The sequence below is a fragment of the Streptomyces sp. NPDC029956 genome (assembly GCF_055574655.1).
Genome location: NZ_JBVHZJ010000026.1, coordinates 1 through 26,567, shown reverse-complemented (window position 1 = coordinate 26,567; position 26,567 = coordinate 1). Strand labels below are relative to the sequence as shown.

Sequence of the window (26,567 nt, the reverse complement as noted above, 5' to 3'; positions counted from 1 at the left end):
GCCGGCCTCGTGTCCACAGGAGAGAAGCGTGCGCGGCATCGCGGCTCCTGGGCACGATACGAGAGGTGCGGGATCCGCCCCGTGCGGCGCAGATGGGGAAGTCGGGGAGCAAGGTATGGCGAGTGGCCTTCGGGACGCCGGGTGGGACGAGACGATTCGGTCGGTGGTGAGCCTTGCTCAGGAGCTCATCCGCCGGCCGAGTCGTGGAGGAGTGGACGACTACGGTCCTGTTCTCGACGTCATGGAGAATTGGCTGGCCGGGCGCGCGGTGCCGCACCGTCGCCTCCACGATCAGTCGGGCGCCCTGGTGGGAATCCTGGTCGAGGTCGCCGGGGGGCGCCCGGGACCGTGGTGGACGCTCGACGCCTGCGTGGACACCGCCCCGTACGGAGACCTCACCCGCTGGTCCTTCGCCCCCACCTCCGGCGACATCCGCGACGGCTGGCTCCTGGGCCGGGGCGCCGCCGACTCCAAGCTGGCCGCTGCCATGTACTGCCACATCGCTGCCGACCTCGCCGCACGGCGCGACGGCTTCGCGGGCGGCCTCGCAGTCCTCCTGGACGTCGACGAGCACACGGGCAACTTCGGCGGCGCCTGCGCCTACCTCGCCGACCCCCAGGCCGTACGACCGGCCGGCGTGATCATCGGGTACCCCGGCATGGACGAGGTCGTCGTCGGCGGCCGTGGTCTGTGGCGCGCCGCCATCACGGTGCACGCCCCGTCCGGGCACTCCGGCTCCCGCCGCACCGTCGTCGGCGCCGTCACCCGCGCCGCGCGCCTGGTGGGCCTCCTCGACGCTTCCGAGCTGCCGGGACCGGACGCCGACTCCGGGTTCCCCCTCGGGCCGAAGCTCACCGTCACCGCGATCCACGGAGGCGAGGGCTTCTCCGTGACCCCCGACCGCGTCGACATCAACCTGGACGTCCGCACCACCCCCGAGTTCGACGCGCACCATGCCGAGACCCTCGTGCGCCGGATCGTCGCCGACGTCGACGCCGAACTCCCACCGCCTGTACCCACGCGGGTCACCGAAGTCGCCTCCTGGCCGGCTTTCCGCCTGGAGGAGAACGAGCAGCCGGCCGCAGCCCTCCTGACCGCGGCCCGGACCGCGGGACTCCGCGTCCGGGCCAAGACCGCGGGCCCGTCGAACATCGGCAACCTCCTCGCCCGCCACGGCATCCCCGCCACGGCAGGATTCGGTGTCCCCTACGAGGGCCTGCACGGCATCGACGAGCGGGCCTCCCTGGCCGAGCTCCCGGACGTCTACTCCGTCCAGCAGCAGGCGGTGGAGGACCTGTTGAGCGGGGCCTGACGCCCCACTTCTCCCTCATGGATCTCCCGCTCCAAGGGGCTGACTTCGAGCGTGTCGGTGGAGGCGGCTCGAAGTGGCCTCGGGCGGCGCGGTGACGTGGCCCGCCAGATCTGTCGCTCCAGGCTGGGAGAATCAGCTGATTCGAATGTGGCGGGGGAGACGACCGGAGGAACGAGTGAGTGCTCAGCAGCCGCGTGATGAGGTTCGGGCGACGTTGGCCACGGACGCCGGAATGCTTGTCCTGTGGGATCCGCAGCCGTTCGAGGGAGTCGTCGATGACGACACATGGGAGGAGGAACTCCTTGAGGACGAGGACATCGTCCGTCATATCCAGGCGGGTGCTCTTGTTCCGCTCAACGTCGGCGGAGACGGCGCCTTCGGTGTTCTGGTCCGTTCGGGCACTGCGGCCGGGCCGGCCGGTTTGACCGAGCGAGAGGCGGCCCACCAGCTGGTCGCTTCCCAGCCGTACCTCTTCGTCTCCCGCGGTCGCGCGCTGGTGGGTGGCATCGAGGACGTCAGCGGGGACCCCTCGGATGGCGTGATCGAGCACCCCGTGCCCCAGGGCCGTCATGCCGTGGTCGTCCACTTGATCGACTGGCAGGCCGAAGCCGGCAGCCGGGACGAGTGCGGGCGGCCCGTTCCGGGAGCCCTGCCGGACTTCGTGGTGCTGATCAACCCTGCTCAACCCGGGCAGGGAGCCTTCCGGACTGAGGTGACCACGTTCGAGGCCCCGAACGGCTGATGTCAGCGCACCTGGTCAGACCGCCTGGAGCTGCTGCTGGGCCTTGGTGCGGGCGAGGCGGTATGGCTCATGGCCGGTCTCGATGATCGCGCCGTCGAGGATGAGACGGTCGACGACGGCCGAGCAGAGTCTCCGGTTGGAGAAGCGGTGCGTCGACGAGCCCACGGTGCTCGACACCGGCTACCGCGCGATGCGGCCCGAGAGGTACGTGGGCATCGACGAGCACGGATCCACCGCATGTGCCATGAGTCACCAACACCTGCCACTTCATGACTGCTTGATGCCAACAGATGGCCCTGGCCCGGCCCGCTCGGAACCAGCCATGTCTCTTCTGAATCAGGTGCAGCCGGGCTCATCGCCCTGATTCCGGCAACAGGGACAAGCGGGGCTGTGTGTGCGCTAGCGTGTGAGGGATCTGTAGGCCTGGTCCGCCCGGAGCGGCGGGCGAAGGGGGTACGTGTGCAGCTCTCCGTGCTCAGTCTGATCGGATCCGGCGCGTTCGGATGCGTCATCGGCTGGATCGCCTACCGCACGCTCCGGCGGGCCCGGGACGGGTCTCGTATCGCCGACCTCGTGACCGTGGTGGCCGCCCTGGGCGGCGGAACCGTCATCAACACGCAGTTCGCCGAGCCCGATCTGTTCGCTTGCTACGGACTGGGCCTGGCCACCGGCTTCTTCGGGTACTTCGTGATCGGCGCCTGGCTCGACCGCAGGGCGAGGAACCGGGCGGAGAACGGTCATCAGGCCCGAGCCGGCGAGAGCGAGAGCGCCGTTCCCGTGGGCGGGGACGTACCCGCGGTCACGCCGGCGCGGGAGATCGGTGCACAGACCTGGCAGGGTGCGGGTCCGTCGTTTCAGCGCTCGGTCCCGCGCAACCGCAGGGAGTTCGAGCAGTAGGCCGTGTAGGCCAGGCCCAGCACGTTCCCCTTTCCCAACAGCTCCATCCTGACCTTGTGCAGGGCGACCCCGACCGTCTCACCGTCCACGAAGTGCTGCCAGAAGTTCTGAGCCACCTCTGTGGCGAACCTCTGCTCGACGGATACCTCCGTGCCGATGATCCCTGATGCGTGCAGCCCGGAGAAGGCGTCCACGAACCCGAGCCAGGTCCCCGGTTCCCTGTCCGCGGTGTGGCAGCCGTTCAGGAACACCAGCGGTGTGCTCGCCTTCCATCCGGCCGGGTCCGCCACCCAGGTGGCGAGGGCGGACGCCTGGATACGCTCGTCCCGACCGATCTCCAGGACCGTGGTCGAGGCGGCTTCTCCGCTTCCGTCGGGTCGGCGCCCGTGGCAGTAGAAGTAGATGCAGTCGTGCTGCTCGGCCGCCAACGCGGCCTGCAGCCCGGCCCGGTCGGCGTGATCGGTGAGCCGGCCCCTGAAGGTCGCTCGCAGGTGAGCCACGTGGCTTTCTGTCATGGACTCATTCAGGGCCAGGCTGCGGGCCATCGTCATGTGCGGCGATCCGGTGCCCCGTCCGGCGAACAGGGGAAGCCGACGGCCCGGCGGCAACGAAGGGGGCTGCTCGATGAGGTGGCGGTAGCCCCAGAAGCCGAACGGGCAGAGCGTGTTGTATCCGTGAGTGTCTGCCGCGGGACAGGAGCGGGCGTCCGAGTTCGCCTCCGCTTCTCGCATACCGGCGTCACAGTTCCGCAGGGGGTCGCGGACATCGATCGGGATGTCGTAGACGAAGGCCCAGGGGAACACGATGTCCCGGCCGATCTCACGACAGACCTGGATCTCTGCGGGCTCGTCAAGTGCCCTCGCCAGGCCGGCGCGTTGTTCGGGGTGGGGGGCGAGCAGTGTGAGCAGGTCCCAGCCGAGGCCGGCCAGACGCCTCAGGTCGACGAAGGTCTCGTCGAACGGCTTGCCGTTGTCCTGCCTCAGCCGGTTGCGGGCCCCCTCCGCAGTCGGCTCCGCGTGGATGTGGTCGAGGTCGTTGCGCGTACGGTCGAGGGCGCTGAGCATCAGCAACTCGTTGAGCCAGAAGGTACTGACCTCGCTGCCGGACCCCAGGACGTCCACAGTGAGGGCGCCGCCTCTGCTCCGCCCGACGCGAATGCCCGCGGTACGGGCGGGAAGTGCGCCGAGGGCGGCGAATCCCGCGGTGAGCGTGTAGTCGATGTGCGCGGAGGCGGAACCGCCGTGCTGCTCCCGAGGTGCCACAAGGGCCGTCAGGGAAGCGGACTGGAGCTGATTGCCGCGACTGGCCACGATGATCCGCAGTCGTGCCGGGCCGGATCCGGGAGGGGCCGTCATGGGGACACGTACATGTCCGCTCCGATGCTGCGCCTCACATGTGTGGACCCCGCCGGCGGGGCAGGGACACACCCAGCCGGCACCGGCGAGCGGCAGGAAGTACGGGTGGTGCTCGACAGCCACCGTGAAGTCGTCACTGAGGACGATGACGTCCAGCCAGTCGCCGCGGCCCGCGTCGTCGGTGTGCGGGAGGCGGTCCTGCGGGAACGCCCCGCTTCCCTCCGACAGAAGGCTGTCCTGGGACAACGAGCCGATGTCCACGCGAAGTTCGTACGCGCGACCGGACTCCAGCGTCGTTTCAGGAGGTACGACACACCGGGAGAGAGGCCAGGTCAGGCAGACGTTCAGGAAGCGCTCTTCGGCTCCGTCCTCGTCGGCCCCGCCGTCTCGCTCGGCGTCCAGGGGGCCGTCGCTCGCCCCCGCCGACTCGCCAGGGCCACGAAGGCCGGAGTCGCGGGAAGCCTGCCAGTCGTCCCACAGGTCGGCGAAGTCGGCGAAGAACGCCAGGAGGCGTTCCAGTTCCGACTCGAAGCCCTCACGATCCCGTGTACGGTCGGCGAGCAGCGCATCCAACGCCCCCCGCGCCTCGACCTCCATCCTGCGATCCCCGTCTTCGCCCGACTCGGCGAGGAAGAGGCGCAGCCGGGTCTCATCGGGGGAGCGCGACGGCGGGACGGGAGCAGCAGGCGAGGGCATGACGAGCATTGTCCCTTCCGCGGGCCCTCCTGTCGGCGGAAGATCGAGATAAGGGGGTTGCCTCTTGGCCGTGACGCGGGACATCGCCCTTCACCTCGGCTGGCTTCCGGGAGGAACCGTCGTGGCGACACTGCACGGCCCCGAGAGGGAGGCCGCGCACACGACGGTGAGGGCCCCCGTGGGACCGGCCTACCTTCGCTTCCGGGCGAACCAGTACGAGCGAGCGCGGCGCCTGGGAGGCGTGCTCCTGCCGGACGACGTCCGGCGGCGGATCGTCGGGGAACTGCGTCAACTGGACGGAGCCGACCGGCTCAGGATCCGGTTGCGAATCCCGGCGTTCGAGCCCGACCACCTGGTGCCGCTCAGCGCCGTTCCCTGGGAACGCGTCAGGGTGCCCGCCGAGGACATCCGGCTGAGGCCGGACGTCTGGGACGAATGGGCCGACACGCGTACCGTCCCCGGTGTGGGTCGGGAGCTGCGTCAGCATCCCAGGTTCACCGTGGTCCGGGAGGTGACTGCGGCCGTCCCGCGCAGGACTGCCCGCCGCACCGACGAAGCCGCCTCGGCAGTGGTCGTCGCCGACGCGAGCCTGGTACGGGGAGACGTCGTGACGGGAGGCGAGAGGGTTTCGCTCGGCTCCCCGGCACAGGGCCGAGGCGAAGCCGGTGACGGCTCCAGAGTGGCGGCGGCGCTGGCGCGGTCCCGATTCGTCCCCCGGCTGCTCGCGGCTCCCGCGACGGCGCAGGCGATCCGCAGGGCCCTGCCGGGCGCCGCGGTCTTCTACTTCGGCGGTCACCACGTCAGCGCGGGTCTGGTCGTGGCGCAGAGCCCCGACGGCACCCGCGGTGAGGTTCTGGACTCCGGTGAGTTGTCGGGCTGGCTCACTGAGAACGGTGTTCAGATCGCGGTGCTCATGGCCTGCTCCACCGCGGACCCGGGGTCCGTCGAAGCCCGGCAGCACATGGCCCTTCCGCTGGCCGAGAGGCTCGCCACGCACGGCGTCCCCTACGTGATCGCCGTGCACGGATCGGTCAGCGACGGAGCCTCCGCCCGTTTCGCCTCCCGGTTCTTCACCGCGCTGGCCGCCGGGACCGACGTCGACGTCGCCGTCGATGAGGCCGCGGTGGAGATGGCGGAGCCGGAGGCCCTGCCCGTGCTCTGCACCGGTGTCGTAGGCGCGACCATGAGGCTCCGCGCCCTGCCCACGCCCCTCGCCGTCCGAACGGCGGACGTGTATCGGATGCCCCTGCCCGGCATCGGATCGCCTGCCGTGCCGCCCTCCGACGAACGGCTCCGCGTCTGCCTGGAGACCTACCTGTGCCTGCTCGGGGGCCGCGACACCCGGGTACTGGCCGACCCGTCGGGTGACGACGTGACAGCCGCGATGTCGGGAACCGAGCAGCGCCTCTATCAGGCAGTCGCCGCTCGCGACCGGCACACAGGCGGGGAGGGGGACGAACCTGGGCGAGCCGGCGGGCTCGACTGGGAGGAACCGTCGCGATGGTACGCCTGCGAGGCTCAGGAACCACGGCCCGCCACCCGGAACGATCTGCTCAACGCTCTCTCGCCCGAGTACCGCGAGCATCGCACGGGCAACCTGGACCGAGGGCCCGGCCTGGTGATCCGTTGGCGAGTGGGCAGCGGCGCCCCTCGCTGGTCGGCGTATCTGCGAGATGTGCGAAGGCTCGCACCGGAGTTCCGTACGGTCGTGCTCCACGTGCACGGCGTGCCGGCGCAGGCGGTGAGGGAGGCGGCCGTCCGGGCGGCGAGGGATCTGGGCCTCGACGAGTATCTGGTCGCCGCTCCCGCGGCCCACCCGCACCCGCCCGGACGGGCCGGCCGCTCACTGAACGGCGCGGCGGAGGTCCTGGAAGCCCTGCGTGACGCCGAGGAGGGAGGTACCGAGCCTCACGAGGTGCGACTGGACGCCGCATCCGTGGTCGAGGACCTCAATCTCAACGGTGGTTGGGGTGACTGGGCCGCCGAGCACGGCACCCTCGAGTCGATTGCCGCCGTGTGGCCGACGGAGCTGCCGAGGATGCTGACGGCCCACGCCCACGCGCGTACCGGAGCGGCGCGCTTCGCGTCCCTTCTGACGGCCGCGGCCGACGACGACCGCGTGTCCCGCTGGCTCAGTGACGCAGGCCGCCGTGTGCCACGGCCGTCGGACTTCCGTGGTGTGCGCGTGCCCGGTCCGGTGGCGGACGCGGTGGTGCTGGGGCTGATACGTGAGGCGCTGAGAGACCGACCGGTGGTCGAGGAACTCGACGACTGGGAAGCGGAGGCACTGTCCGACGGGGTGCGGGCCGCGCTGGCCGCGTGGCGGCGAGCTACACCGCTGACCGGCGCGGACATCGGACGGCCGGAGTCCGCGGTGGCGCTGGAGCGGGCCGGATTGCTGGACGGTGTCGACCCGCTCGCCCTCGATCCGGATTCCCGGTGCCGGGGCAGTTGGACCCTGTTGGTCCGGCGCCCGCTCGCCGAGAACGACGCGGCATGGCTGGCCCGTGCCCACGAGAGCAGACGGCGCCTCGTCGGCCTCGCGCCGCCCGCGAAGACACACGACGCCGTCCTCGAAAGGGAGTTGTCGGCCTTCCGGGAGGCCCTGAGCCTGCCGCTGCGGCCACCGTGAACCCGGACCGCCGATGGTTACGGGAAGATATCAATGGGGATGATGCGCCCCAATGCCGAAAAGACGTCAGATTAGCCTTCAACAGCCAGTTGGTGAACAGGTAGCGATCCCGACTGGACCAAGGAGGTCGCATGTTGGACAACTGGTACTTCTGTGCCGCGCTGGGAATGCCGGTCGAGGACGCGGCAACGCACCTGGACGTCATCCTGGCGCTGAGAGAGCCGGCGAGTGTTCCGAGAGCGGCGGAACTGGTCTGTGACGCGCTGGACAGTCTGCAGGAGGCCGACACGACCTCCGTTCTCCACGCACTGCCGCACGTCTTGGCCGCCCACCGGAGATTCCCGAACCGTGAGGACGTGACGGCCAGGGCGCACGCCGTGTACCGCGTCCTCACGTCCGTCAGCCACGAGCGCGTGCGCGATAGGTTCGGAGCGCTGCTGCGGGAGGCCGGAGGGGGGACCTGGGACAACGCCGTGGGCCTGCTCGAACGGGCCCTGGCCGAGGTACCGACGAGTTCGCACGCCGCCGACCGGGCCCACGCCCCCTACCTGGACCTGGCCGAGCAACTGACCCCGACCCTCGCAGTGGTCGTGGGACGCTTCCTCGCCTGGCACCGGCCGCAACTGGTCCGCGACTGCCTCGGCGAGCCCCCGGCGCTGCTGAGCCGCGCGCTGCGCGGCGACCACGGCCGGCTGGCCCTCGTCCAAGCCGCGGAGTTCAAGGCCAGAGTGTGGTCGCATACGGCCGAAGTGGTGCGCGGAGACCTCGCCCGCGCGTCAGGGGGCGCCTTCGAGATGGAGCCCGACCTGTTGGCGAGTGCGGCCCGCGTGACCTTCGCGCCGTTGATCCACGAGGCCACCCCCGACACCATGGCACCGGTCCTCGACGCCATGCAGAACGAGGCGCTGTGCGGTGCCCGGATGCTCGGCTGGGTGGAGGAGTACAAGACCACTCTGGGCTGGCAGGAGCCCGAGGCCGTGGCCAGACGGCAAGCGGCGTACGTGCGTCTGGGCGGCATCGCGGGCCATCGCGACTCCGCGATGCCGTCCGTCCTGTGGATGCACGCGCTCACCGTGGTGATGGCGGAACTGTCACCGGACGAGACAGTGGAGCGGATCGAGGCGTGGTGGCAACCGCCCGTAGCCCTCCCCGACAGGGATCCGGTTCGACTGGTCCAGCTGACCTTCGAGTACGAAGTCTCCCAGTACAGCCGGGTGTTACGCCACACAGGCCGGCTGCTGAGCCTGCGAGCGAAGCCAGGCGGACGGATTCCCACGCCCAGTCCGACTCCCGGACCGTCCGCGCGAACGGCTCCCGAGAGCGCGGCACGTGTCTGGTCCCCCTGGATGCCGGACCGTGCGAAGAGCGGCCCCCTTGCCGACGACGAACCCGAGCGGCTGGTCCGCCTGCTCGGTGCCGGGCTGCTGGCCGAGCACCTGCTCACCGACGGGCGCAGGCGGGAACAGCACCCGCGCTTCCTGCTCTTGATGATGGTGCACATCCGGAACGTGCTCGACTGGGGTTTCCGGGACCTCTCCAAGGCCAAGGGAGAACACCGGGAAGGGTCGCTCACTCCCACCGGCCACCTCGCCACCCTCATGACACACACCGGGCGGGTCGTCGACCGCGTGGGCAAGGGCCTGCGACCGACCGTCCATCCCAACGAGACGGTCGCCCTGCTGGAGGCGCTCCACACGCAGCCTCCACCGCCGCACGGAAGCGCCGTGCGCGGCATGCTCCGGCACCGGAGCGATCTGAAGGCGGCCGTGACCTGGGCGGAGGAGTCCGCCGCGGGAGGCGTCGGACCGCACCGCACGGAAGCCGGAGGACGCTGGTTCACCGGCGATGCCTCGCCCGCGGACACTCTCTTCGACCTGGTGGCCGAACGGGAGACGGACCCGTCCAGGCCCCTGTCCGTCCAGGCCGCCCTGCTGCGGAGCGAGGTACGTGGCGGCACCCACACCGCACACTTCCGCTGGGACTGGAGCCCCGAAGCCGGAGGTCCGGTTCCCACGCCGATCGTGCGGTCCGGCGTTCCGCAGCCCCTGGACCACAAGGCACTGCTGCTCAGTTCTCCGACCGACCGCGCGCACACCACCTTCTCCGTCCACGAGTGGGAGCTCATGGGGGACGCGATGGAGCGGCAGGCGCTGGAGCGTCTGGCGCAGGGGACCCGCGCCGCGCAGCACGTACCCGTCACCGTACGCACGCTCCGGATCGCCGCCCTGCTGGAGCAGACCGGCCTGGGCGACGAGGGGGTCCACTCCGACTGGGTGGCCTCGTGGGCCGAGCTTCTGCGCAGCTTCAACACCGCACAGGGACTGCCCCGCGTGGTGCGCGGCCGACTGCTGGACCTGTTCTCGGCCGAAGTGGCCGGTGACGGTTCTCAGCACCGACTGAACGCCGTTCTGGAACGCGTCATCGACACGATCATCGAACTCAGCTCTCGTGCGACGCTGTACTACGACCGACTCTTCGCGGAAGTGGGCGCCGAGTTGGCGCTGCCCGCAGAGAGCGCCAGCCGGCTGCGGCACCGAGTGCTCCGCTCCTTCTACCACCGGTCGTCACGCAACACGGCGCCATCGACCAGGATCACTCCTTTCGACGCCTTCGGATCCCGGATCAGCGCCAGAGGGACGCAAGCCGCGCTGGTCACGCTGCTGAGGGACACCGCCCACCTGGAGAGCCAGGTCCACTCCGCCCGGTTGGCCACCCTGGTCGAGGAGGCGTGGCAGAGGACACGGGAACCCTGCAAGGCGCCCGCGCGGAGACAGGCCGCCGATGCCCTGGACGCCGACCCACGACGCATCCTCGGCGCCACCGCTGACCGCCGTACAGCCGAGGCCGTGCTCTACCTCGGCAACGAACGGCTGGACACCGCCGTGCTGGGCGATCGACGGCCTCCGGTCCGCGATCTGTTCGACGCCGGCACCGACAGCGACGTGCACGCCGAGGGCTTCGTGCTGGGCCTGGTCGCAGGCGTACAGCGCGTCGCGCAGGGCGCCCGGCTGTCCCTCAACTGCGGGCTGCCACAGCTCGTCACCCGTGACCTCCCTCGTTACGACAGCCGCTGGACGGTGGGGCGCCTCGCCGCCGTGAAGATCCGCCCTGGTGAACGTACCGCCACCCACATCGCCCCCCTCGCCACGACCGAGCCGGCGCCCGGTGAGGTCCGCGCGGCCCGACTGGCCTCGACACATGCCTTCCCCCGCCTCGCTCTCGAGGTCGACGGCTTCGAGGGATCCGTCTACCCCTCGGGCGCCACAGCTCGGGACATCGCCGCCCGTCGGCGATGGGACCCCGACCTTTCGCGGGCGTTCGCCGACCGACCACTCTGGCAACGGCGGACCTTGGCCGTCTGGCACGAGGAGGAGCAGCACTGGATGCCGCTCGACGCCGGGCTTCCGGAACTGGCGGTAGCGGCCGACAGCGCTGCGGACCCGGGCGAGGATCAGGGTCTGCTGAGGCTGGTCCTGTGCGGCCCGGCCACCGACCGCTTCGGTCACGGTCAGGCCTGGCGGTTCGCCCTCACGCCCGGACGTACCTACGTGCTCGGCGTGTCCGACTGGGAGGACGACGACTGGCGGACGCTGCACCGTGCCTGCAGCGCCGAACCGTTCGCGCTGATCGTCCACGCGCGCTTCCACCACGGTGAGAGGCGCCTGCGCCTGTCACCTCCGACCGTCGGCGGCCCGGCGATCGACCGGCGCAACGTGCGGTGGCTGAGCCTCTTCACCCACGCGGATTCCGCTTCCGACGAGGAGACACGAGACGAGGCCGACACCTACGAGGAAGCGGTCCGCGCCACCGGCACCGACGGCGTCGTCTCCTGGCGGATCGCGGTGCCACACGTCGAGGGCTTCCCCGACAGCGTGATCGCCAAGCGGGAGCAGCAGCGGACGCACGTCGGCAGCACGTTCATGTGCGCTGTGACGAAATGGGACGAGCCGGAGGCCCGCAAAGCCGAGGTGACGGTCCTCCCGGTGGAGGAGAGGGGGATCGAACTCCCCTGCAATCCGGAGAACTTCACCCTGCTCCATCAGTTTCGTCCCTATCAGCAGATCGACATCAAGCTGCTGCACAAGACCGGCCACCGGGACCCCGAGAAGGGCGCCAACGTGGTGCGGACCACCCACGGCATCCTCGGCTTCGCCGCCACCGATTCCCTCACCCTGACAGGCGAGTTCACGGCCGGCGGTTCGGCACGGCGCGCTGTGGTCGTGAGCGACACCCAGCGCCCGCGGCGACCGAGGCGGGCCGCGACCCCCATGCCGCACGACCACCTGGTCGAGGCCATGGGCCAGGGTGCCGACGACCGGGACTTCGGGGACACGCTGCGCGGCATGGTCGCGCGTCAGATCCGTAAGCCCGAAACGACCACCGTCCTGCACATCGTGCTCTGGCTCAGAACGCCGAGCGGGGCGAAAGAGGCCAGGATCCCGGTGGCGGCCTTCGATCACGGCCACGCAGCGGCCGGTGACCACGTGGTCGCGCGGCGGGAGTCCGCCGGATGGACCTTCGCCGTGTACCAGCGCGACATCCGTCTGCGGGCGCTGTGGACGAAGGCGGCGGCTCCGGACAAGGACTGGAGACCGGTCGGTGAGGTGGCTGGGGCGGAAGGCGCGCAGTACCTGTACCAGCACCCGAGCCTGCCGCTGGTCGCCACCTCCACCGCGGGCCCTGCCGACGACCGCGCCGTGACGATGGGCCGCGTGAAGGCCCGGAAGGCCGACAGACGCCAGTACGACCATCGCGCGGTCGTCCACATGAACGACCGCGCGTTCGTCGGAACGGTCTCCATCGCACACGGCGTGGTCATCGGTGATCACCCCCAGGACGTCTTCCTCGAGCGGACCGACCTGGTCATGGACGACATCGTGGACCAGGACGCCCCTACGGCGGACACGCCCGGGACCAGGCGACAGCTGGTCGACGTACAGCGCCATTTCGTCCTGTCCCCGGTCGTCGACGAGGTGCTGCCCCGTGAGCCCCGGCGCGAGCCCCCACACGACACCCTGGCCGAGTTCGGACGGATGCTCGCCGCCGGCACGACCACAGGCCAGCGGACTCCGGACGGCCACCTGCTGCTCCCCAGAGGAGCCGCACCGGACGACGAGGGAAACCTCCTGCCCTGGCTGGTGGCCGCAGACGAACCCCACATGCTCATCGCGGGACGTCGCGACCCCTATCCCGACCGGGCGCGCTGTTCCTTCGTCCAGAGCGGGAAGGGCTACCGCGCCTCGTTCCTGCGGGTACCCCCTGTGTCCGTGGCCGAATTCATGGCAGAGGTACTTCCGCAGGCGCGCCCCGACGGACGACGCTTCAAGATCCCGGCAGTCGGCCGGACCTCACGGCGTCCCTACTACATCGGGGTGGACTCGACGGCGGACGGACTCGTCCACCGCTTCGAGTTCGGGTACGGCTGGATCCTCGACGTACCGGAGTCCGGTCTGACCGTCGGTGGCCGGACGGTCGATCCCGCCGGCCTGAAGCTGTTCCACGGTGACCGGATCGACGCCGTGTCGTTCGGCCGCGACACCACGAAGTCCGTACCCGGCGGCGTGACGATGGAGATCGCCCCCGCCGACATCAGCAAAGGCATCGAGAGTCAGGTCCGCAGGGAGGCGGACGACCACGTCGTCCACCTCCTCGACGTCGACATCGACCACCTCAGGAAGCATGTGGCGGTACTCCGCGTGCACACCGGCAGCCGCAGACTCGAGCCCGGGGCTGAGGACGTCCATGTACGCGAGGAGCAGATCAGCGCGTTCCTGGACCCGGACGACGTCAAGGCCCTACTGGCCGCTCGGGGGCCGCGAACTCCCCGTCGGCAGCGGATTCTCGCCCGCATGGTGGGGGAGAGCGATGGCCGTCCTCGGCTGAAGCCACGCTTCCGGCTCGTACTCCCGCGTACCGACGGGAGTGGGGACCGCGGCCTTCAGGAAGGGGACAGTCTCTATCTGCTGGCCGGCTCGATCCACCAGACCCCCAACAACCTCTTCCTCCAGTTCGAACTGCCGGGAGACCTCGACCAGCAGGACCAGCCGCTCACCGTGCAGGTGGGCAGGCGCGAGTTCTCCCACCGGGAGAACTGCCTGCGGCGTGCCGTCGAGGCGGACGACGAAGACGTGTACCGCGACGCCAAGATGCTGGTGCGTCTGGATCAGCACTACGACAACGGGGTCAACGTGTGGCGCGGCTCCACCAAGTCCCCGAAGCCCCGGTCGCTGCCTCTGCTGCGGAGCTACCTCGACAGCATCGGCACGGACTGCTTCGGCGTCCTGGACGTGACAGGGCGTGCCGTGGAACTGCGCCCCGGGGTGCTCTTTCCCACCGCGGAGATCAGGGGTGCGGCGGACATCGCGCCGGGTTCCGTCGTACGTCTGCTGCGCGACGGCGTGGACGGCGTGGGCGTCCGGACGGCGATCCCCGCCGACGCGACCTTCCTGGGGAACACACCACGCCCGGTCGTGGCGTTTCCCAAGGACGACCTGAAGGGCCCGAACGCGCTGTCCCTCACGCGCTACTCCCAGCACTTCACGGTGGCCGGACTGCCGGGCCTCACCGTGGGAGCGGCCCGGTCCCTGGCCCACGACATTCTCTGTGCCGCCCATCCGAAGATCGTCGGCGCGGTGACCGACACCGGACGCGGTAACAACGCCGCGCGCCTGGTCCCGTTGCCACGCGGCGCCATGGCCGCGAGCGTCGTCCTGCCCGACGACCTCGCGGACGGGCCTTCGATGCGGCGATTCGACGTCGTGGGGGCGGCCGACGAGCCGAGCCCTCGTGTCGAATGGTCCCAGCTCTCGTTCATGGACGGTACGGCGAGCGATATCGCGGAGGCGTGCCGCCATCGCTACTGGCGCTACCACGACTCGCGGACCTGGCAGTGGGTTGCGGGTCGCGGCCGGTCGGTGCCGGTCCCCTTGCCGCACAAAGCGACGGCGATGTCCGAGCCCGTCTTCTTCTCCTCCGCCGAGGGCCGCCGGACGCTACGGCACAGGCTGGGTGTGCTGCGTCGGTTCGGCTTCCCGGCCACCGAACTGGTGGAAGCCGTCCACGCGGACGAGGCGAGCCGGCGCACGGCGTGGGCGGTGGCGTGGTCGGAGCGGCGAGCCATCTGGCTGGAGGTCGCGCCCGGCCGCGTGGTGGAGGTCCGATCGGAACTGGTCCGGCTCGCCGACGGCAGCTCGCTCGCCGAACTCGACTGGTCCCTGTTCAGCCCGGGCGACGTGGTCTACGGAAGAGTCGAAGGCGGCGTCGACGAGTGCGGGCACATCGTGTTGGACTCCTGGCACGCCGGAGTGCGAGGTGCCACCGGATCCGCGCGAAACGGGCGCATGCTGCTGCCGGTCTCCTTCTCCGACGAGACGCAGGGCGCCATCCACCTCGGTGAGGGCAGGAGCAGCTTCCCCTATCCCGCCGACCGTGACGTCATCGAGGGCCACCCGACAGGATCCGCTGTCTGGCTGGGCAGCGACAACGGGCTCACAGCCCTGAGGGATTCCCCGGTGGTCCCCGGCGACGTCGTCTTCGTCTCTTCCGCACCGGGCGGCGGTCTTCGCGTACTCGGGCTTCCGAGGGCACGCCTGCTGATCGCCGGGGCGGGCGAGCGGAGCGACTGGCCGGGGAGTGAGTGGCTGCGGAGAGAGCTGACCGCCGCCCTGCGCGGCGAGACCACGCTGCCACCCGGCCTGTCGTCCCTGCCCGTCACGGTGCTGCACGTCGAAGACGGCCCCGTGCCCCAGCTCACGGTCTCGCGTCGGGGCCAGCCCCGAGGATTCGCTCCGGACGGATCGGTCCTCGTCCGGCCGGTGGCGGACCTCGGCGAGGGCTTCGTCGCCGTGCGCTCGGGCAGCGCGTTGTTCCGGGTCGGAATGGCCGGCATGCTTCCGGGCCTGCCGAGGGCCGCGGTCTCCGCCGCCGCGGCGGCGTTCGTGGCTGACGGCAGTATGGTCAAGCTGCACTGGGACAGCGCGTCACGTAGCCTGACCGGCGGCCCGGTCGACAGTGACGCGCACCGCGGGGAGCACGCGGAGACGTCCGTCCGCCCCATGTTCTCCGTGAACGGCCCGGACGGTGGCTGTCTCGGTGTCGTGTGCCATGACACGCAGGCGAGAAGACTGTGCTGGCTACCCGCCGCCGAGGCCTCGTGGGCCGGCGACGTGCCGGGTGACGTACTGGTCAGGCACTTGGCGCAGCGCCATGTGGACGTGCTGCGAACCGGCCCGCACACCGTCACCCTCGTCGGTCACCCCGTGATCGCGCGGAGCCACGCCAAGCTGGCCGTCGGGCAGCGGGTCAGGGTGACAGTGGTCGACATCGATCCGGCGGGGGACGGCCCCGAGGTGCCGCACCGCGCTCTGGTGGCCGTCGAGCCGGCGGGCGTACTGGCCCGCTACGTGCGCGAGGCCGAGACACTGCCGGAGCCCGGACACTCTCTGCAGGCGGAGGTGTCACGGGCGACACACGCCGAAGGCAGGCGCACGGTCTCCCTCGTCGAGCCCGGCAGCAGGCTCACCAGGCTGGACGTCCCCTCGTGGCTGGCTGACGCACTCCACCGTCTTCACCTTCCCCACGTGGTGTTCGGGCGACGGCAACGCATGGAAGGCCTGGTGCCGCGGCGCTTCGCGGAGTACCGGGAAAGCTACGACAGAGGTCTCTCGGATGCGGGCGGAGGACCGGGCGACGATGCGGGACCGGCCCAGCGTGTCCTGCACGCCCTGGGGAGAGCCGAGAGCGATCGGGACGCCACCACGCAGGAGAGGTCGGAAGCGGTGGCGGCGGTCAAGTCGTGGCTGTGCTCGGAGGAGGGGAGGGACGTTGTCCGGCAGCGTTCGGCAGAGGTGGACCTCCTGCCCCTGCTCTCGGTGTGCCGACTCGGCGAAAGGCTCGGCAGTCGTTCCGTCGGTCTGCCGAGCGGATGGCTGGCCTATCTCCTGGGCCGACTCGGCGACCGGGCGACGAGTTCCCTCCACACCGAGGCGCTCGTCACCCAGTGGCTCACGTCCACCGACCGCCACGTGGCGTCCTCGGACCCCTGGCCGCGACTGCGGACTGTGGAGGTGAAGGCCGGACTCACCCCGCGTGACGTGGGCGCGATCATCGACTTCAGCGCGAGTGTGACCGGGCGTCCGGCGGTCGGCCTGGAGGAGAGCGAAGCCGCACCGGTGGCCCGTTCCCTCCTCGCAGCCGTGGGAGCTCTGCCCTCAGCCGACTCCCTGCGCACCGACAGCCCGATCCTCAGCCCCCTCGCCGATCTGGGCGCCGCCGTGCGACCGTCACGGGGCGAAGGAGCACCGATGTGGCCGGTACCCGGAGTACTGCGCGCCACCAGGAGGTCGTTCAACGACCTCCTGGACGGTTCCGGAGCACCGCTGACTCTGCTCCCCTCGTGCGTTCCTCTCACCGCCCCCATGAAGAACTTCGCCGACCGGCTGCTGCGCGCTGCCGAGTGACCTGGAGGTGGACCACCGGGTGCCACGCGCCCATGTCCGGACGACCGGTGCCACCGGCTTCGACCCCGGCGCGGCACCTCGCATCCGCGCGTCGTCGCCGGCCCGAGCCGGGGGAGGCCCCGCCGATCACATCGGTGGGGCCTCCCCCCCCCGGCCTGCTGAGTCCTTCCGGCTCGGGTGAAGTCGGAGCTCAAGCGGCCCCCGGCGGCGGTCGGTGTGGATGTCGGGCCGATTGCCCTCGCCACCTCAGAATGGGCGCATGGCTCCTCTGTCCATCGACCCGCGCCCGCTGAACGCCGACGAACGCGCAGTGCTTGAACACGTATTGTCGGCGGAGTTCGCCGGCGCCTCGCAACTGCGGAGCCAGCTGGACCGCACCCAGGTGATCGCCGTGTGGGGGCCCGACTCCGTGAGCGTCGACCTGCAGGTCCGGGAACCTTGCGAGCATGCAGCACTGCCGGACGAACTCGCGCCAGTGGACGCGCACGTCCATGACCCGTCCGGCGCGTACGTCGGCAAGATCCTCGTCTGGACGGACCGGGGATCCACGCTCGCAGCCCTGGAGTTGCCTGGGTCACCGACGAGATGCCCACGTCTCTCCCGGCCGTCGTGGACGGTCTCCTCAGCCGGCCGACCTGACAGGTTGACACGGAGGAGCGAATGACGCCAACTGCTGCCGGCGGCGTGTTCTGAGTCGTTCGTCGACCGAACCACCGGCGCCGACGGTCCAGTAGCGGCCGGCCTCACTTGACGGTCCCGCCCGTCCCCGGTCGGACCTGTCGGATCCCATCGGTCCGGCCGGGGCTGAGGTGTGTCCGTCGACCCGGCTCGCGGTCGCCGGCCCCCGCCTCGGCTCCGCTGCTCAGGCACCCGCGTGGAGGTACGCAGCCCAGAGGTACGGGTTGCGGGTGCGGTCGTAGGGGCCGGGAAGGTCCGTGCCGTCGCGGATGCCCCGTACCGCCTGGTGGAGCGCCCACGCCGCCCGGTCGGTGTCGGGAGGAGCGGAGCCGGTGCGCAAGGCCGCGTAGAAGGCGTCGGCGAGCGTGGCGGCCGTGCGATCGTCGATGTCCCACAGGGAGCCGATCACATGCGGGAAGCCGACGAGCTGGAAGGCGGACGCGAGGTGGACGGCCTCGTCGCGGAGACCGCCACCGGCCTTCGTCGAAGCGCTGCCGCACGCCGACAGGTACGCCAGCCGGGCGCTGTCCAGCTCGGCGGGCAACAGGTCCTGCACGGTCAGGGGGCTGTGCTGATGGTCGTGCAGGAGCAGCCGGCTCTCCGAGGGGTCGGTGGTGTGGGTCGTACCGTGGCAGGCGAAGTGGGCGACCGTGACGCCGGGGAGCCTGTCCAGCACTTCGGAGCGAACGGCCGCGCCGTCCGCGGGCGGACCGGTGGTGACCTCCGGGTTGCACAGAAAGGTGACCTCGCCGAAATGGCTCCGCACCCGGGCGACCTCGTCAAGCGCCTGGGTGAGCGGGCCGCCGCCCGGCAGCCCGGGCGTGAGCGGCATGGCCACCAGCAGCGCGTGGTGCGCGACGGGCCCGGCGCCCTGCCGCCGTGCCTGCTCGCGGGAATGGCGCAGCGCGCGCAGCGTGGGTGTGTACGAGCTGATCACGCGGTCCAGCACCCTGCGCCCCGCAGGCCCGGAGCGCCGTCCGGCGGCGTGCAGCGGCAACAGACCCAGTACCCCGCCCGGTGCCCACCACAACCGTGGCCACGGCTCGCCGTCTTCGGGCGGCCGTGTGTGGCCCAGCGCCGTCAACACGGGCTCGGCCACGCTGTCCCACAGCCACTCCAGCACCGAGGCCATCACGTCCTGCGCGGTCGCGAGCTCTGCGAAGTCCTCGGTCGTGGCCACCGTGTCCACAGCCGTGCGGAAGGCCGACACCTGTCGGGTGACGGTTCCCGGGGCCAGGGCCGTGAGTTCCACGGACGTGATCTCCTCCAGGGTCAGCAGAAGCGCGTCGCTGCGCAGCGAGCTCACGTTCAGCATCACCACGGCGCCCTCGGCGGCCTCCGTGCGCGCTTCATCGAGTGTCGGCGGCGCCCCGAAGCCGCCCAGGCGGGACCTGACCCGCCGGGTGAGGTCGGAGAGCTCGGCGGCGCGGCGGCGCTGTGCCGCAGCGGTGCGCGCCCTCCGGTCGGCCTCGGCCGCGATCTCCGATTCCCCCACCGGAGGGGACCCGTCGGGGACCGGATTCTCCACTCGGCCCCGCGCTTCCCTGAAACGCGCGACCAGACCGGGATCGGTCAGGGAGAGCTCCGCCAGGTCGCCGCGGGTGCCGAGGGCGTGGCCGAGCAGCACCGACCGCCCCGATTCCAGGACACGGAACGCGCGCTCCGCCCGCTGTCGGGCGGTTCCGCACCGGGCCCCGAGAACGAGAGCGGCTGCCGTGCCGGCCGACCCGCCGAGGCGCGACAGCATGGCCTGGCGGTCCGCCCGGAACGCGTACAAGGAGGCGAGTTGCGGCAGCAGACCGATGGCGGCCTCGGCGAGATCGGCCGCGCGGTCGGGGTCCTCGGCCGCCAGCATGCGAGCGACGGAGAGCGCGGCGGTGATACGGATGTCCGCGTCCGCCTCCTGCTCCTCCCACGCCCTGACGCCCCAGCGGATCGCCTCGGCCCTGTCGTCCTCCGCACCGCCGCGGTCGTGCCGGTCGCTCAGGACCCCGGCAAGGATCGACGCAGTGACGGCGGCGCCGGGGCGTGCCGCGGGTGTCGCGTCCAGGACCGCCTTCAGATGGTCGGCCGCCCGATCGAGGTCCACGGCCGCGGACGCCGCCCCGGGGCTCAGAGCCCGTGCGTGGAGGGCGTTCGCCAGGCCGGACAACGATGCGAGCAGGCTCATGCTCCCCGGATCCGCCGACTGGACCGCGGCGGTCAGCGCGGCGACCGCCCGGTCCAGATCGGCCGCAGTGCCCTGGGCGTCGTAGCGGCGGTGCAGGGCGGCTCCGAGATGGTGGAGGAGGAAGGTCCGGTTCGGTCCTGCCGCCGCAGCCTGCTCCAGCAGGCCGATGGAGGCCTCCAGGAACTCGGGCTTCCCGGTGCGCTTGTAGTAGTCGAGCATGAACCCGCCGAGATCGCACGCGCGATCGGGATGCGCGGGATCCTCGGGCGGGGTCACCGTGAAAGCGGTGAACGCGTACCCACCCGCAGCCTCCAGGTCCGCTCGCTCCTCCGTACGGCCGTAACGCAACCGCAGCGCCCACGCGAGCCGCGCCAGCCGCCCGCCGCGCTCGGCGCCACCGCCCGGCTCGTGCGCCACGGCCTCCGAGAGCCGCTCGACGGCGGCGTCGATGTCCTGGAGACGGCCCACGCACTCATAGCGCGTCAGCAAGGCGGTGCCGAGGCCGTAGAGCAGACGTCCATGGTCCGGGCTGTCGACGGGGCAGTCCGCCGAGGCCGACACGTAAGCCGCCACGGAAGCCTCGGCGTCCTGTACTTCGCCGCTCCTGAAGGCACGCAACTCCAGCAGCCCCCCGAGGGAGATCAGCAGCCCGGCGCGCTCGGCCGCGTCCTTCAGGGGGAGGCACAGCACCTCCTCGCAGCGTGCGACGGCGCCGTTCAGATCGTCCGGATCGCGGTGGGCCTGGTAGCGGCGGCGCAGGGCGGAACTCAGGAGCGTGAGGCGGCCCGCGAGGGCGGGGTCGCCGGGTGCCGTGGCACGGACAGCCTCTTCCAGCAGCGCCACGGCCTCGTCGAAGTCGTCCGGCCGGCGCGCCGCGCGGGGTAGGGCAGGTCCGCCGGGCCTGCTCGCCACTTTGTGTCCGCTAGCCCCTTCGGGCCCGCTCGGCGCGCCGCCGTCCGCAGGCGCGCTCCGCCGTGGGCTGTCGGCCGTCACGACGTTCCGCTCGCGCCCGCGCCGCCCTCGGGGGGAACGGGTGCGCCCGATAGCCCCCGCGCGGCCAGGGCGGTGCCGAGGAGCGAGAGGAAGTCGGCCCGTCTCGGATGGTCGGATGCCGCCGTGGCCAGCGCGGCCCGGTAGTAGGCGATGGCCATCTCCAGCCAGTGCGTCGCCTCGGGCTCGACGTCGGTCTGGCTGCGCAGTCTGCACAGTCCGCCGATTCCCATGAGGGTGCTCGCGGGATCGTCGTCGTCCTGCCCCGGAATCGGCCCGGCCACGGGTGGCACACTCTCCGTCATGAGCCGCAGGATGTCCCGCGCTTCGTCGATGTCTTCCCGCTGCTCCAGGGCCTCCGCCCGCCGGGCGGCCAGCTGGTCCCGGCTCGTGTGGCCTTCGGGGGTGTGCGCGAGGGCCAGATCGAACTGGGCAACGGCCTCGTCCAGGTCGCCGGTCCGGTGCGTCCGGGCGGCCAGGTCCCGCAGAGCCTCGCCGAGGGCCCCGTGGATCGTGCCCCGTTCGGGGTGGTCCTGCGGTGCGACCCGGTCGGCGGTGCGCAGGCAGGCCAGGGCTTCGGTGAGGTTCGAGGGGTCGGCGGTCGCGGCGAACCGCTCACGCAGCGCGTTGCCCAGCAGGACCAGGCTTGCGGGCGAGTCGGGTGACAGGGCCGTGGCTTCCCGGATCTTCACGATGGCCTCGTCCAGGTTGCCGCGATCCTTGGTGAGGCGGTACGCGGTCAGCAGGACCTGGCCCGCGTTGGAGAGGTCGCCCGACCTGGGTTCGTGCCGGGCCGCGGCGGCGTCCGTGAGCAGTTCGATCGCGCGCGTCAGGTCCGAGACGTCGGCGTCGGGGCCGGCACGCTGGGCGCGGAGATGGAGGGCGCCCGCCAGATTGGACAGTCGCGCGGCGCGGTCGGGGTACTCGAGGGGCGTGTCGTCGACGATGCGCTGCCAGAGCATCACCGTGTGCGCGAGCAGCTCGGGATCGTCGACGGCGAGAACGTGCCGCAGCTGGTCGATGGCCACGGGCTCGGCGCCGTTGGCAAGGAAGGGGAGCAGCGGCACGGGCAGGTGGGACACGCCGTTCTCGTAGCAATTGATGAGGAGTTCGAGGGCACGGCGGATCCGGGGCTCGCGGGCTCCCTCGGGGGCGAGGTGCGCCCTGTACCAGGTCATCCACCCGAGGACCTGGCCCACGTACAGATCGGCGTAGTCGTTCTCGTCGAGCCAGGACTCCAGCCTGGCCACCCGCTCCTCGGCCTCCGGCCGGCTCAGCCCCGACACATCGCCGGTCTCCTGGATCACGCGCAGCTCGTCCAAGACCGCGGACAACAGTTCCTCCCGCAGCCCGTCCCCCGGTTCCCCGTACACGCCACCCCGCCCTCGATGGAACAACTCGTATACACATCAACGGACTTGCCTCATAATCTCCCATAGAGCCGATGCTGTACACAGGGGGTCAAGTGCCGCAATCCGCTGCTGTTCGCCGGGCGATGACCAAGGCGGCAACGACTGCCGTGTGCGAGCGAGCGGACCGCTACCGGCCGTTCCTGGTGTCCATGATCGGCGACGCGGCCCCGCTGGACCGCGCGATCGACGCCTTGCGCGCCGGAACGGACCCCGTGGCCGCGCTCGACGAACTGGACGCCGCGCTCCAGGCATCGGGAGACCCCCACGGCCTCTACGGAGCACTGCGCGGCGTGCCCGATCCCTCCGCAGCCACCGGCATCGCGCCCTCGGCGCCGGGGGAGTCGGTGTACCTCTGCCCCACAGACCGCTGTTCCCGGTTCTGGCTGCCCGACGACGTGGCCTCGGCAGCGCGGTGCGCCCTCTCCGAGGCGCCCCTACGGCGCAGGAAGCTGTAGCGATGCTGACGGCCTTCGTGTCCGAGCTGGGGAAGAAGCTGGCCGAACGCTGGCTGTCTCTCCTGGTGCTGCCCGGCGCGCTCTACCTGGCCGTGGCGACGGCCGCCCGTGTACTGGGCCACGGGCACGCACTGGACCTGCCGCGGCTGGTGGCCTGGCTGGATTCCCTGGCCAGGTCGAAGGCGGCCGAGGGCGTCGGCGGGGCGGCCGTGCTCGTCCTCGGCCTGCTCGCCGGCGCCGCCGTCGTCGGTGTCGCCGCACAGTGGCTGGGCACCGTACTCGAACGCGTCGCGCTGGCGGCGGAATGGCGCCGACTGCCCACCTGGCCGCGCGGCTGGGTCGCGAGGCGGGTCGACGGCCGCAGGGAGAAGTGGAAGACCCGGGCGCGGGAGTGGCACCGGCTCCGGCATGCGGCGGCAGCGGCCGCCGCGGCCCGGCAGCCGCACGACCCGACACCTCGGCTGGAAGCGCTCCGGTCCATGCAGGACATCGCCCAGGAGTACCCGGACAGGCCCACCTGGAGCGGCGACCGGCTGAACGCGACGGCCGTCCGCCTGGAGCGGGACCTGGGGCTCGACATCGCCGTGTGCTGGCCCTACCTGTGGCTGCTGGTCTCCGACGGCGAACGCACCCAGCTCACCACCGCCCGAGACGAGCTCGCCCGCGCCACGGCGCTGGGCGGCTGGGCCCTGCTGTACGTGCTGCTCCTCGTGTGGTGGTGGCCCGCCCTGCCGCTCGCGGCAGCCGTCGCGGTCATCGCGCGGCGCCGTACCCGTGCCGCTTCGGACGCCTGGGCGAGAGCGCTGGAGGCCACCTGCCGCCTCCACCTCCGCGAGGCTGCGGAACGACTGGGGATCGACACCACCGCGACAGCGCCCCCGTACGCCCTCGGGCAGGAGGTCACCCGTCTGCTGGAAGGCTCTCCGCCTCCGCCGCCCGCGCCCTGACTCACCGCCACCGCGCGGGGACGGGATGGTCCGCGACCCGCCGCACGGGGAGGCGATGGCCCGCCCTGCCGCACGGGCCTGCGCAACGCATCGCGCCGGACGAAGGGCGTCTGCGGGCCCGACGAAGGGCGTCTGCGGGCCGTCCCGACACCCTGCCCAGAAGGCTCGGCCTGGATGTGGCCACCGGCCTTCCCCTCGCCGGGCGGGGGCAGCACGCCTGGCACTCGTGAGGGTGACGAAGTGTCAGTACTCCGGTCGTACGGGCCGGTGAGGGGGCGTTAAGGGAACACTAGGCCCGCGTTAGCGCGGTGTCCGAGACTGTCCGAGGACCTCCGTCACCCCAAGTGACCTGGGCACGTGAAAGGTGATCGCATGACTGCAAGGCATCCCCAGGACGGACCGGCCCGGGAGGCCGGCGACCAGGCGCGGCCCGCGTCCCGCACGGCCGCCGGGGCGGGGCGGGAGGCGGCGACGGGCCGGCTGCCGGCCCTGCAGTCCGGCGCGGGCAACGCGGCGGTGGTGCAGATGCTGCGACAGACGGGCCACGCCTGGGTCCAGGAGAAGCACCAGCACGGCGCCGGCTGCGGGCACCAGCAGGCCGTGCAGCGTTCGGCGGTCCACGATGTCCTCAAGGCCCCCGGCCGCCCCCTGGACGAGGCGACCCGCACGGACATGGAGTCCCGGCTGGGGGCGGACTTCTCCGACGTCCGTATCCATGACGACGCCGCGGCCAAGGCTTCGGCCGGCGAGGTCGGGGCCCATGCCTACACCTCGGGCAGTCATGTCGTCATCGGCGAGGGCGGCGCGGACAGGCACACCCTTGCCCACGAGCTCACGCATGTGATCCAGCAACGGCAGGGGCCCGTGGCGGGCACGGACAACGGCAGCGGCCTCAAGGTGTCCGACCCGGGGGACCGGTTCGAGCGGGAGGCGGAAGCCAACGCGCGGCGGGCGATGGCGAGTTCGCCGGTGCAGCGGGACGCCGTGGAGACCGCGCAGGAACGGACGCCCACGCTTGGTCCGGCAGTCGTCCAGCGGTATCACGAGGGCATTCTCCGTGCTCCGGGCAATGAGGTGCTGAACCTGAAGGTGTCGCAGACCGGTCAGTACTTCATGATCGTCGACGAGCATGACACCACCACCATCTGGGGCAGCGCCGGAGCGGCCGCGCCGCGATACTGCAGGCCCACCGACCAGCAGGACGTGACCCTCACCCTCCAGGTGGGAAGCGAGACGCTCACCGGCGTCTACGCGGAGTACGAGCCGGAATCGGCGTTCCTGGCGGACTGCTCGCACACCGCCGAGGAGATCATGCACCGCAAGCGGCTCCAGATGGGGCAGGACGCCAGCCGGATCCGCGGCGGTGCGGTGTTCGGGGGAGAGGGGCACAACGGCAACGTCCGGCAAGCCCTCGCCTACGCGCAGTACCGGGGAGTGGGGAACGGCGAGGAACGGCCGGATCCCGGTGAGGCGTTCGCCATCGTCGAGACCCAGTGGGACATGGACGACGCCGACCACGAGGACGCCTCTCCGTGGAACGAGTCCGGGTGGCCCTACCACGTTGCCGCGGTCGTGGCCATGGACGGCGACGACCGCATCACGATCGAGCAGACCGCGGGGTCGAGCGACGCCGTCCAGAACCAGGGCTACGAAGGCATCATCGACATCTATGCGTCGGGAAGCCTCGCGAGCGGTGCGGCGCTGCCGGCCAGCTTCCACGGGCGGCACGGCGGAGCGTTCTCCGAGGGGGCCGTCACCGTCACGCTCGCCCCGATCAACCAAGGCCGGCTGCGACAGGAACGCGGTGCCCGGCCGTACACGGAGGACTAGGAACCGCCGTACGGGCTGTCGGCCACCCGCACGAAGCCCGGCACGGGGAGAGCGGGAGCACCCCCCCGGGCCGTGCCGTGGTGCCCGACTGATCGTCTCAGAACGACTGCTGCGCTGATCGCCGCGTCCGGGTCCGTCCGAAAGCCCTCTGGCGGAAGAGCTGCCGGACTCGTTCGAGGTGGAGATCCAGGGCGGGTGGGCCGGAAGGCCGCATCCGGAGGCACGCGGCGTGTGTCGTCACCTCAGCCCGAGGGCGTCGATGAGTGCCTCGGAGGCGAGCAGCATGACGGTGCACCACAGGGTGACGCCTGCCATGAGCCAGCCGATCAGCCGCCACCGCGGCAGGCCCAGCGCCGTGCCCAGCATGGCTGATCCCCAGGTGCCGAAGAGCGCCGGCCCGATGATGCCGAAGCCGATCACGCCGTACCGGTTCACCACGCGCCGGGCCCGCCGGCCGGCCGGGCCGTCGAGGCGGTTCCGACGATTCTCGGGCGGCGACCCGGCGGTGACGGGCTGCCGCTTCGAGCGCCGGACCAGCCATCGGGTACGCAGCCACCCGGCCGCGAAGACGGCGGACAGCAGGCACCCGGCCGTGCCGAGGAGCACGGCGATGAGCGCGACGGGCGGGGCGAGGGAGATCGAGAGGCCGAACGGCACGGCCGGGGTGCCCAGGGCGAATCCGGCGAGCACGGCCCAGGCGAAGTTCAGCACCTGTCACTCCTCGTCGTTGCGGCGGGCGACACGTCGGTTCGGGCGACTGCGAGTTGACCGACCCGCTACTCCATCGTGACGGCCACCTCGCCGTTCTTCTCAGCATCCTTACCGGGCAGCCTTGTTGAGCGGTTGCGGCATCCAGGTGCGTCCGGCCCCGTGCGTGGCGGCGATGGCCGGTAGCCGTACGCGTGTGGTGGGGGGGGGGGGGGGGGGGGGGGGGGGGGGGGGCGCGCAGGACCCATCCCACCGGGGGGGGGGTTGACGGGGGCATCCCCCTTT

14 protein-coding genes are annotated in these 26,567 nt (G+C 71.4%); 9 read left to right on the top strand and 5 right to left on the bottom strand.

Annotated features, from left to right (window positions below):
- Positions 1–115: 115 nt before the first annotated feature.
- Positions 116–1,312, top strand: a complete 1,197-nt coding sequence (locus ACZ4XX_RS21395) for a M20 family metallopeptidase (RefSeq protein WP_468509435.1) — start codon at positions 116–118, stop codon at positions 1,310–1,312.
- A 232-nt stretch (positions 1,313–1,544) separates the two neighbouring features.
- Positions 1,545–2,054 carry a hypothetical protein gene (locus tag ACZ4XX_RS21390; RefSeq protein ID WP_468509434.1) on the top strand — a complete coding sequence of 170 codons (510 nt, stop codon included), beginning with the start codon at positions 1,545–1,547 and terminating at the stop codon, positions 2,052–2,054.
- Positions 2,055–2,069: 15 nt separating this feature from the next.
- On the opposite strand, the gene ACZ4XX_RS21385 is transcribed toward ACZ4XX_RS21390, so the two are convergent.
- Entirely contained in the window at positions 2,070–2,231 is a 162-nt protein-coding gene (locus ACZ4XX_RS21385) for a hypothetical protein (protein WP_468509433.1), read from the bottom strand.
- A 282-nt stretch (positions 2,232–2,513) separates the two neighbouring features.
- Between ACZ4XX_RS21385 and ACZ4XX_RS21380 the strand changes: the two genes are divergently transcribed.
- The gene (locus tag ACZ4XX_RS21380; RefSeq protein WP_468509432.1) at positions 2,514–2,951 is read left to right on the top strand and encodes a hypothetical protein; all 438 of its coding nucleotides are present in this window, start codon (positions 2,514–2,516) and stop codon (positions 2,949–2,951) included.
- Here the strand turns inward: ACZ4XX_RS21380 and ACZ4XX_RS21375 are convergent.
- On the bottom strand, positions 2,909–5,002 hold the full coding sequence (locus ACZ4XX_RS21375; protein WP_468509431.1) for a CHAT domain-containing protein: 2,094 nt from the start codon (positions 5,000–5,002) through the stop codon (positions 2,909–2,911). The genes ACZ4XX_RS21380 and ACZ4XX_RS21375 overlap by 43 nt on opposite strands.
- 121 nt (positions 5,003–5,123) lie before the next feature.
- Here ACZ4XX_RS21375 and ACZ4XX_RS21370 point away from each other — a divergent pair, with 121 nt between their 5' ends.
- From ACZ4XX_RS21370 to ACZ4XX_RS21360, 3 genes are all read left to right on the top strand, one after another.
- Positions 5,124–7,634, top strand: a complete 2,511-nt coding sequence (locus tag ACZ4XX_RS21370) for a CHAT domain-containing protein (RefSeq protein WP_468509430.1) — start codon at positions 5,124–5,126, stop codon at positions 7,632–7,634.
- Between the two features lie 131 nt (positions 7,635–7,765).
- Complete coding sequence (locus ACZ4XX_RS21365) at positions 7,766–17,092, top strand: hypothetical protein (RefSeq protein WP_468509429.1); 9,327 nt, start codon at positions 7,766–7,768, stop codon at positions 17,090–17,092.
- Positions 17,093–17,351: 259 nt separating this feature from the next.
- Positions 17,352–17,756: a hypothetical protein gene (locus ACZ4XX_RS21360; protein ID WP_468509428.1), complete on the top strand. Its 405-nt coding sequence runs from the start codon at positions 17,352–17,354 to the stop codon at positions 17,754–17,756.
- A gap of 198 nt (positions 17,757–17,954) precedes the next feature.
- On the opposite strand, the gene ACZ4XX_RS21355 is transcribed toward ACZ4XX_RS21360, so the two are convergent.
- Positions 17,955–20,852, bottom strand: a complete 2,898-nt coding sequence (locus ACZ4XX_RS21355) for a CHAT domain-containing protein (RefSeq protein ID WP_468509427.1) — start codon at positions 20,850–20,852, stop codon at positions 17,955–17,957.
- Positions 20,853–20,929: 77 nt separating this feature from the next.
- Positions 20,930–22,264: a tetratricopeptide repeat protein gene (locus ACZ4XX_RS21350; protein WP_468509426.1), complete on the bottom strand. Its 1,335-nt coding sequence runs from the start codon at positions 22,262–22,264 to the stop codon at positions 20,930–20,932.
- Positions 22,265–22,449: 185 nt separating this feature from the next.
- Between ACZ4XX_RS21350 and ACZ4XX_RS21345 the strand changes: the two genes are divergently transcribed.
- The 3 genes from ACZ4XX_RS21345 to ACZ4XX_RS21335 all read left to right on the top strand — a co-directional run bounded on the left by ACZ4XX_RS21345 (position 22,450) and on the right by ACZ4XX_RS21335 (position 25,574).
- Positions 22,450–22,797, top strand: a complete 348-nt coding sequence (locus tag ACZ4XX_RS21345; protein ID WP_468509425.1) for a hypothetical protein — start codon at positions 22,450–22,452, stop codon at positions 22,795–22,797.
- A gap of 2 nt (positions 22,798–22,799) precedes the next feature.
- Complete coding sequence (locus tag ACZ4XX_RS21340) at positions 22,800–23,744, top strand: hypothetical protein (protein WP_468509424.1); 945 nt, start codon at positions 22,800–22,802, stop codon at positions 23,742–23,744.
- A gap of 372 nt (positions 23,745–24,116) precedes the next feature.
- Positions 24,117–25,574, top strand: coding sequence for an eCIS core domain-containing protein (locus tag ACZ4XX_RS21335; protein ID WP_468509423.1), 1,458 nt, complete (start codon positions 24,117–24,119; stop codon positions 25,572–25,574).
- A 237-nt stretch (positions 25,575–25,811) separates the two neighbouring features.
- On the opposite strand, the gene ACZ4XX_RS21330 is transcribed toward ACZ4XX_RS21335, so the two are convergent.
- Positions 25,812–26,285, bottom strand: coding sequence for a hypothetical protein (locus ACZ4XX_RS21330; protein WP_468509422.1), 474 nt, complete (start codon positions 26,283–26,285; stop codon positions 25,812–25,814).
- Positions 26,286–26,567 lie beyond the last annotated feature (282 nt).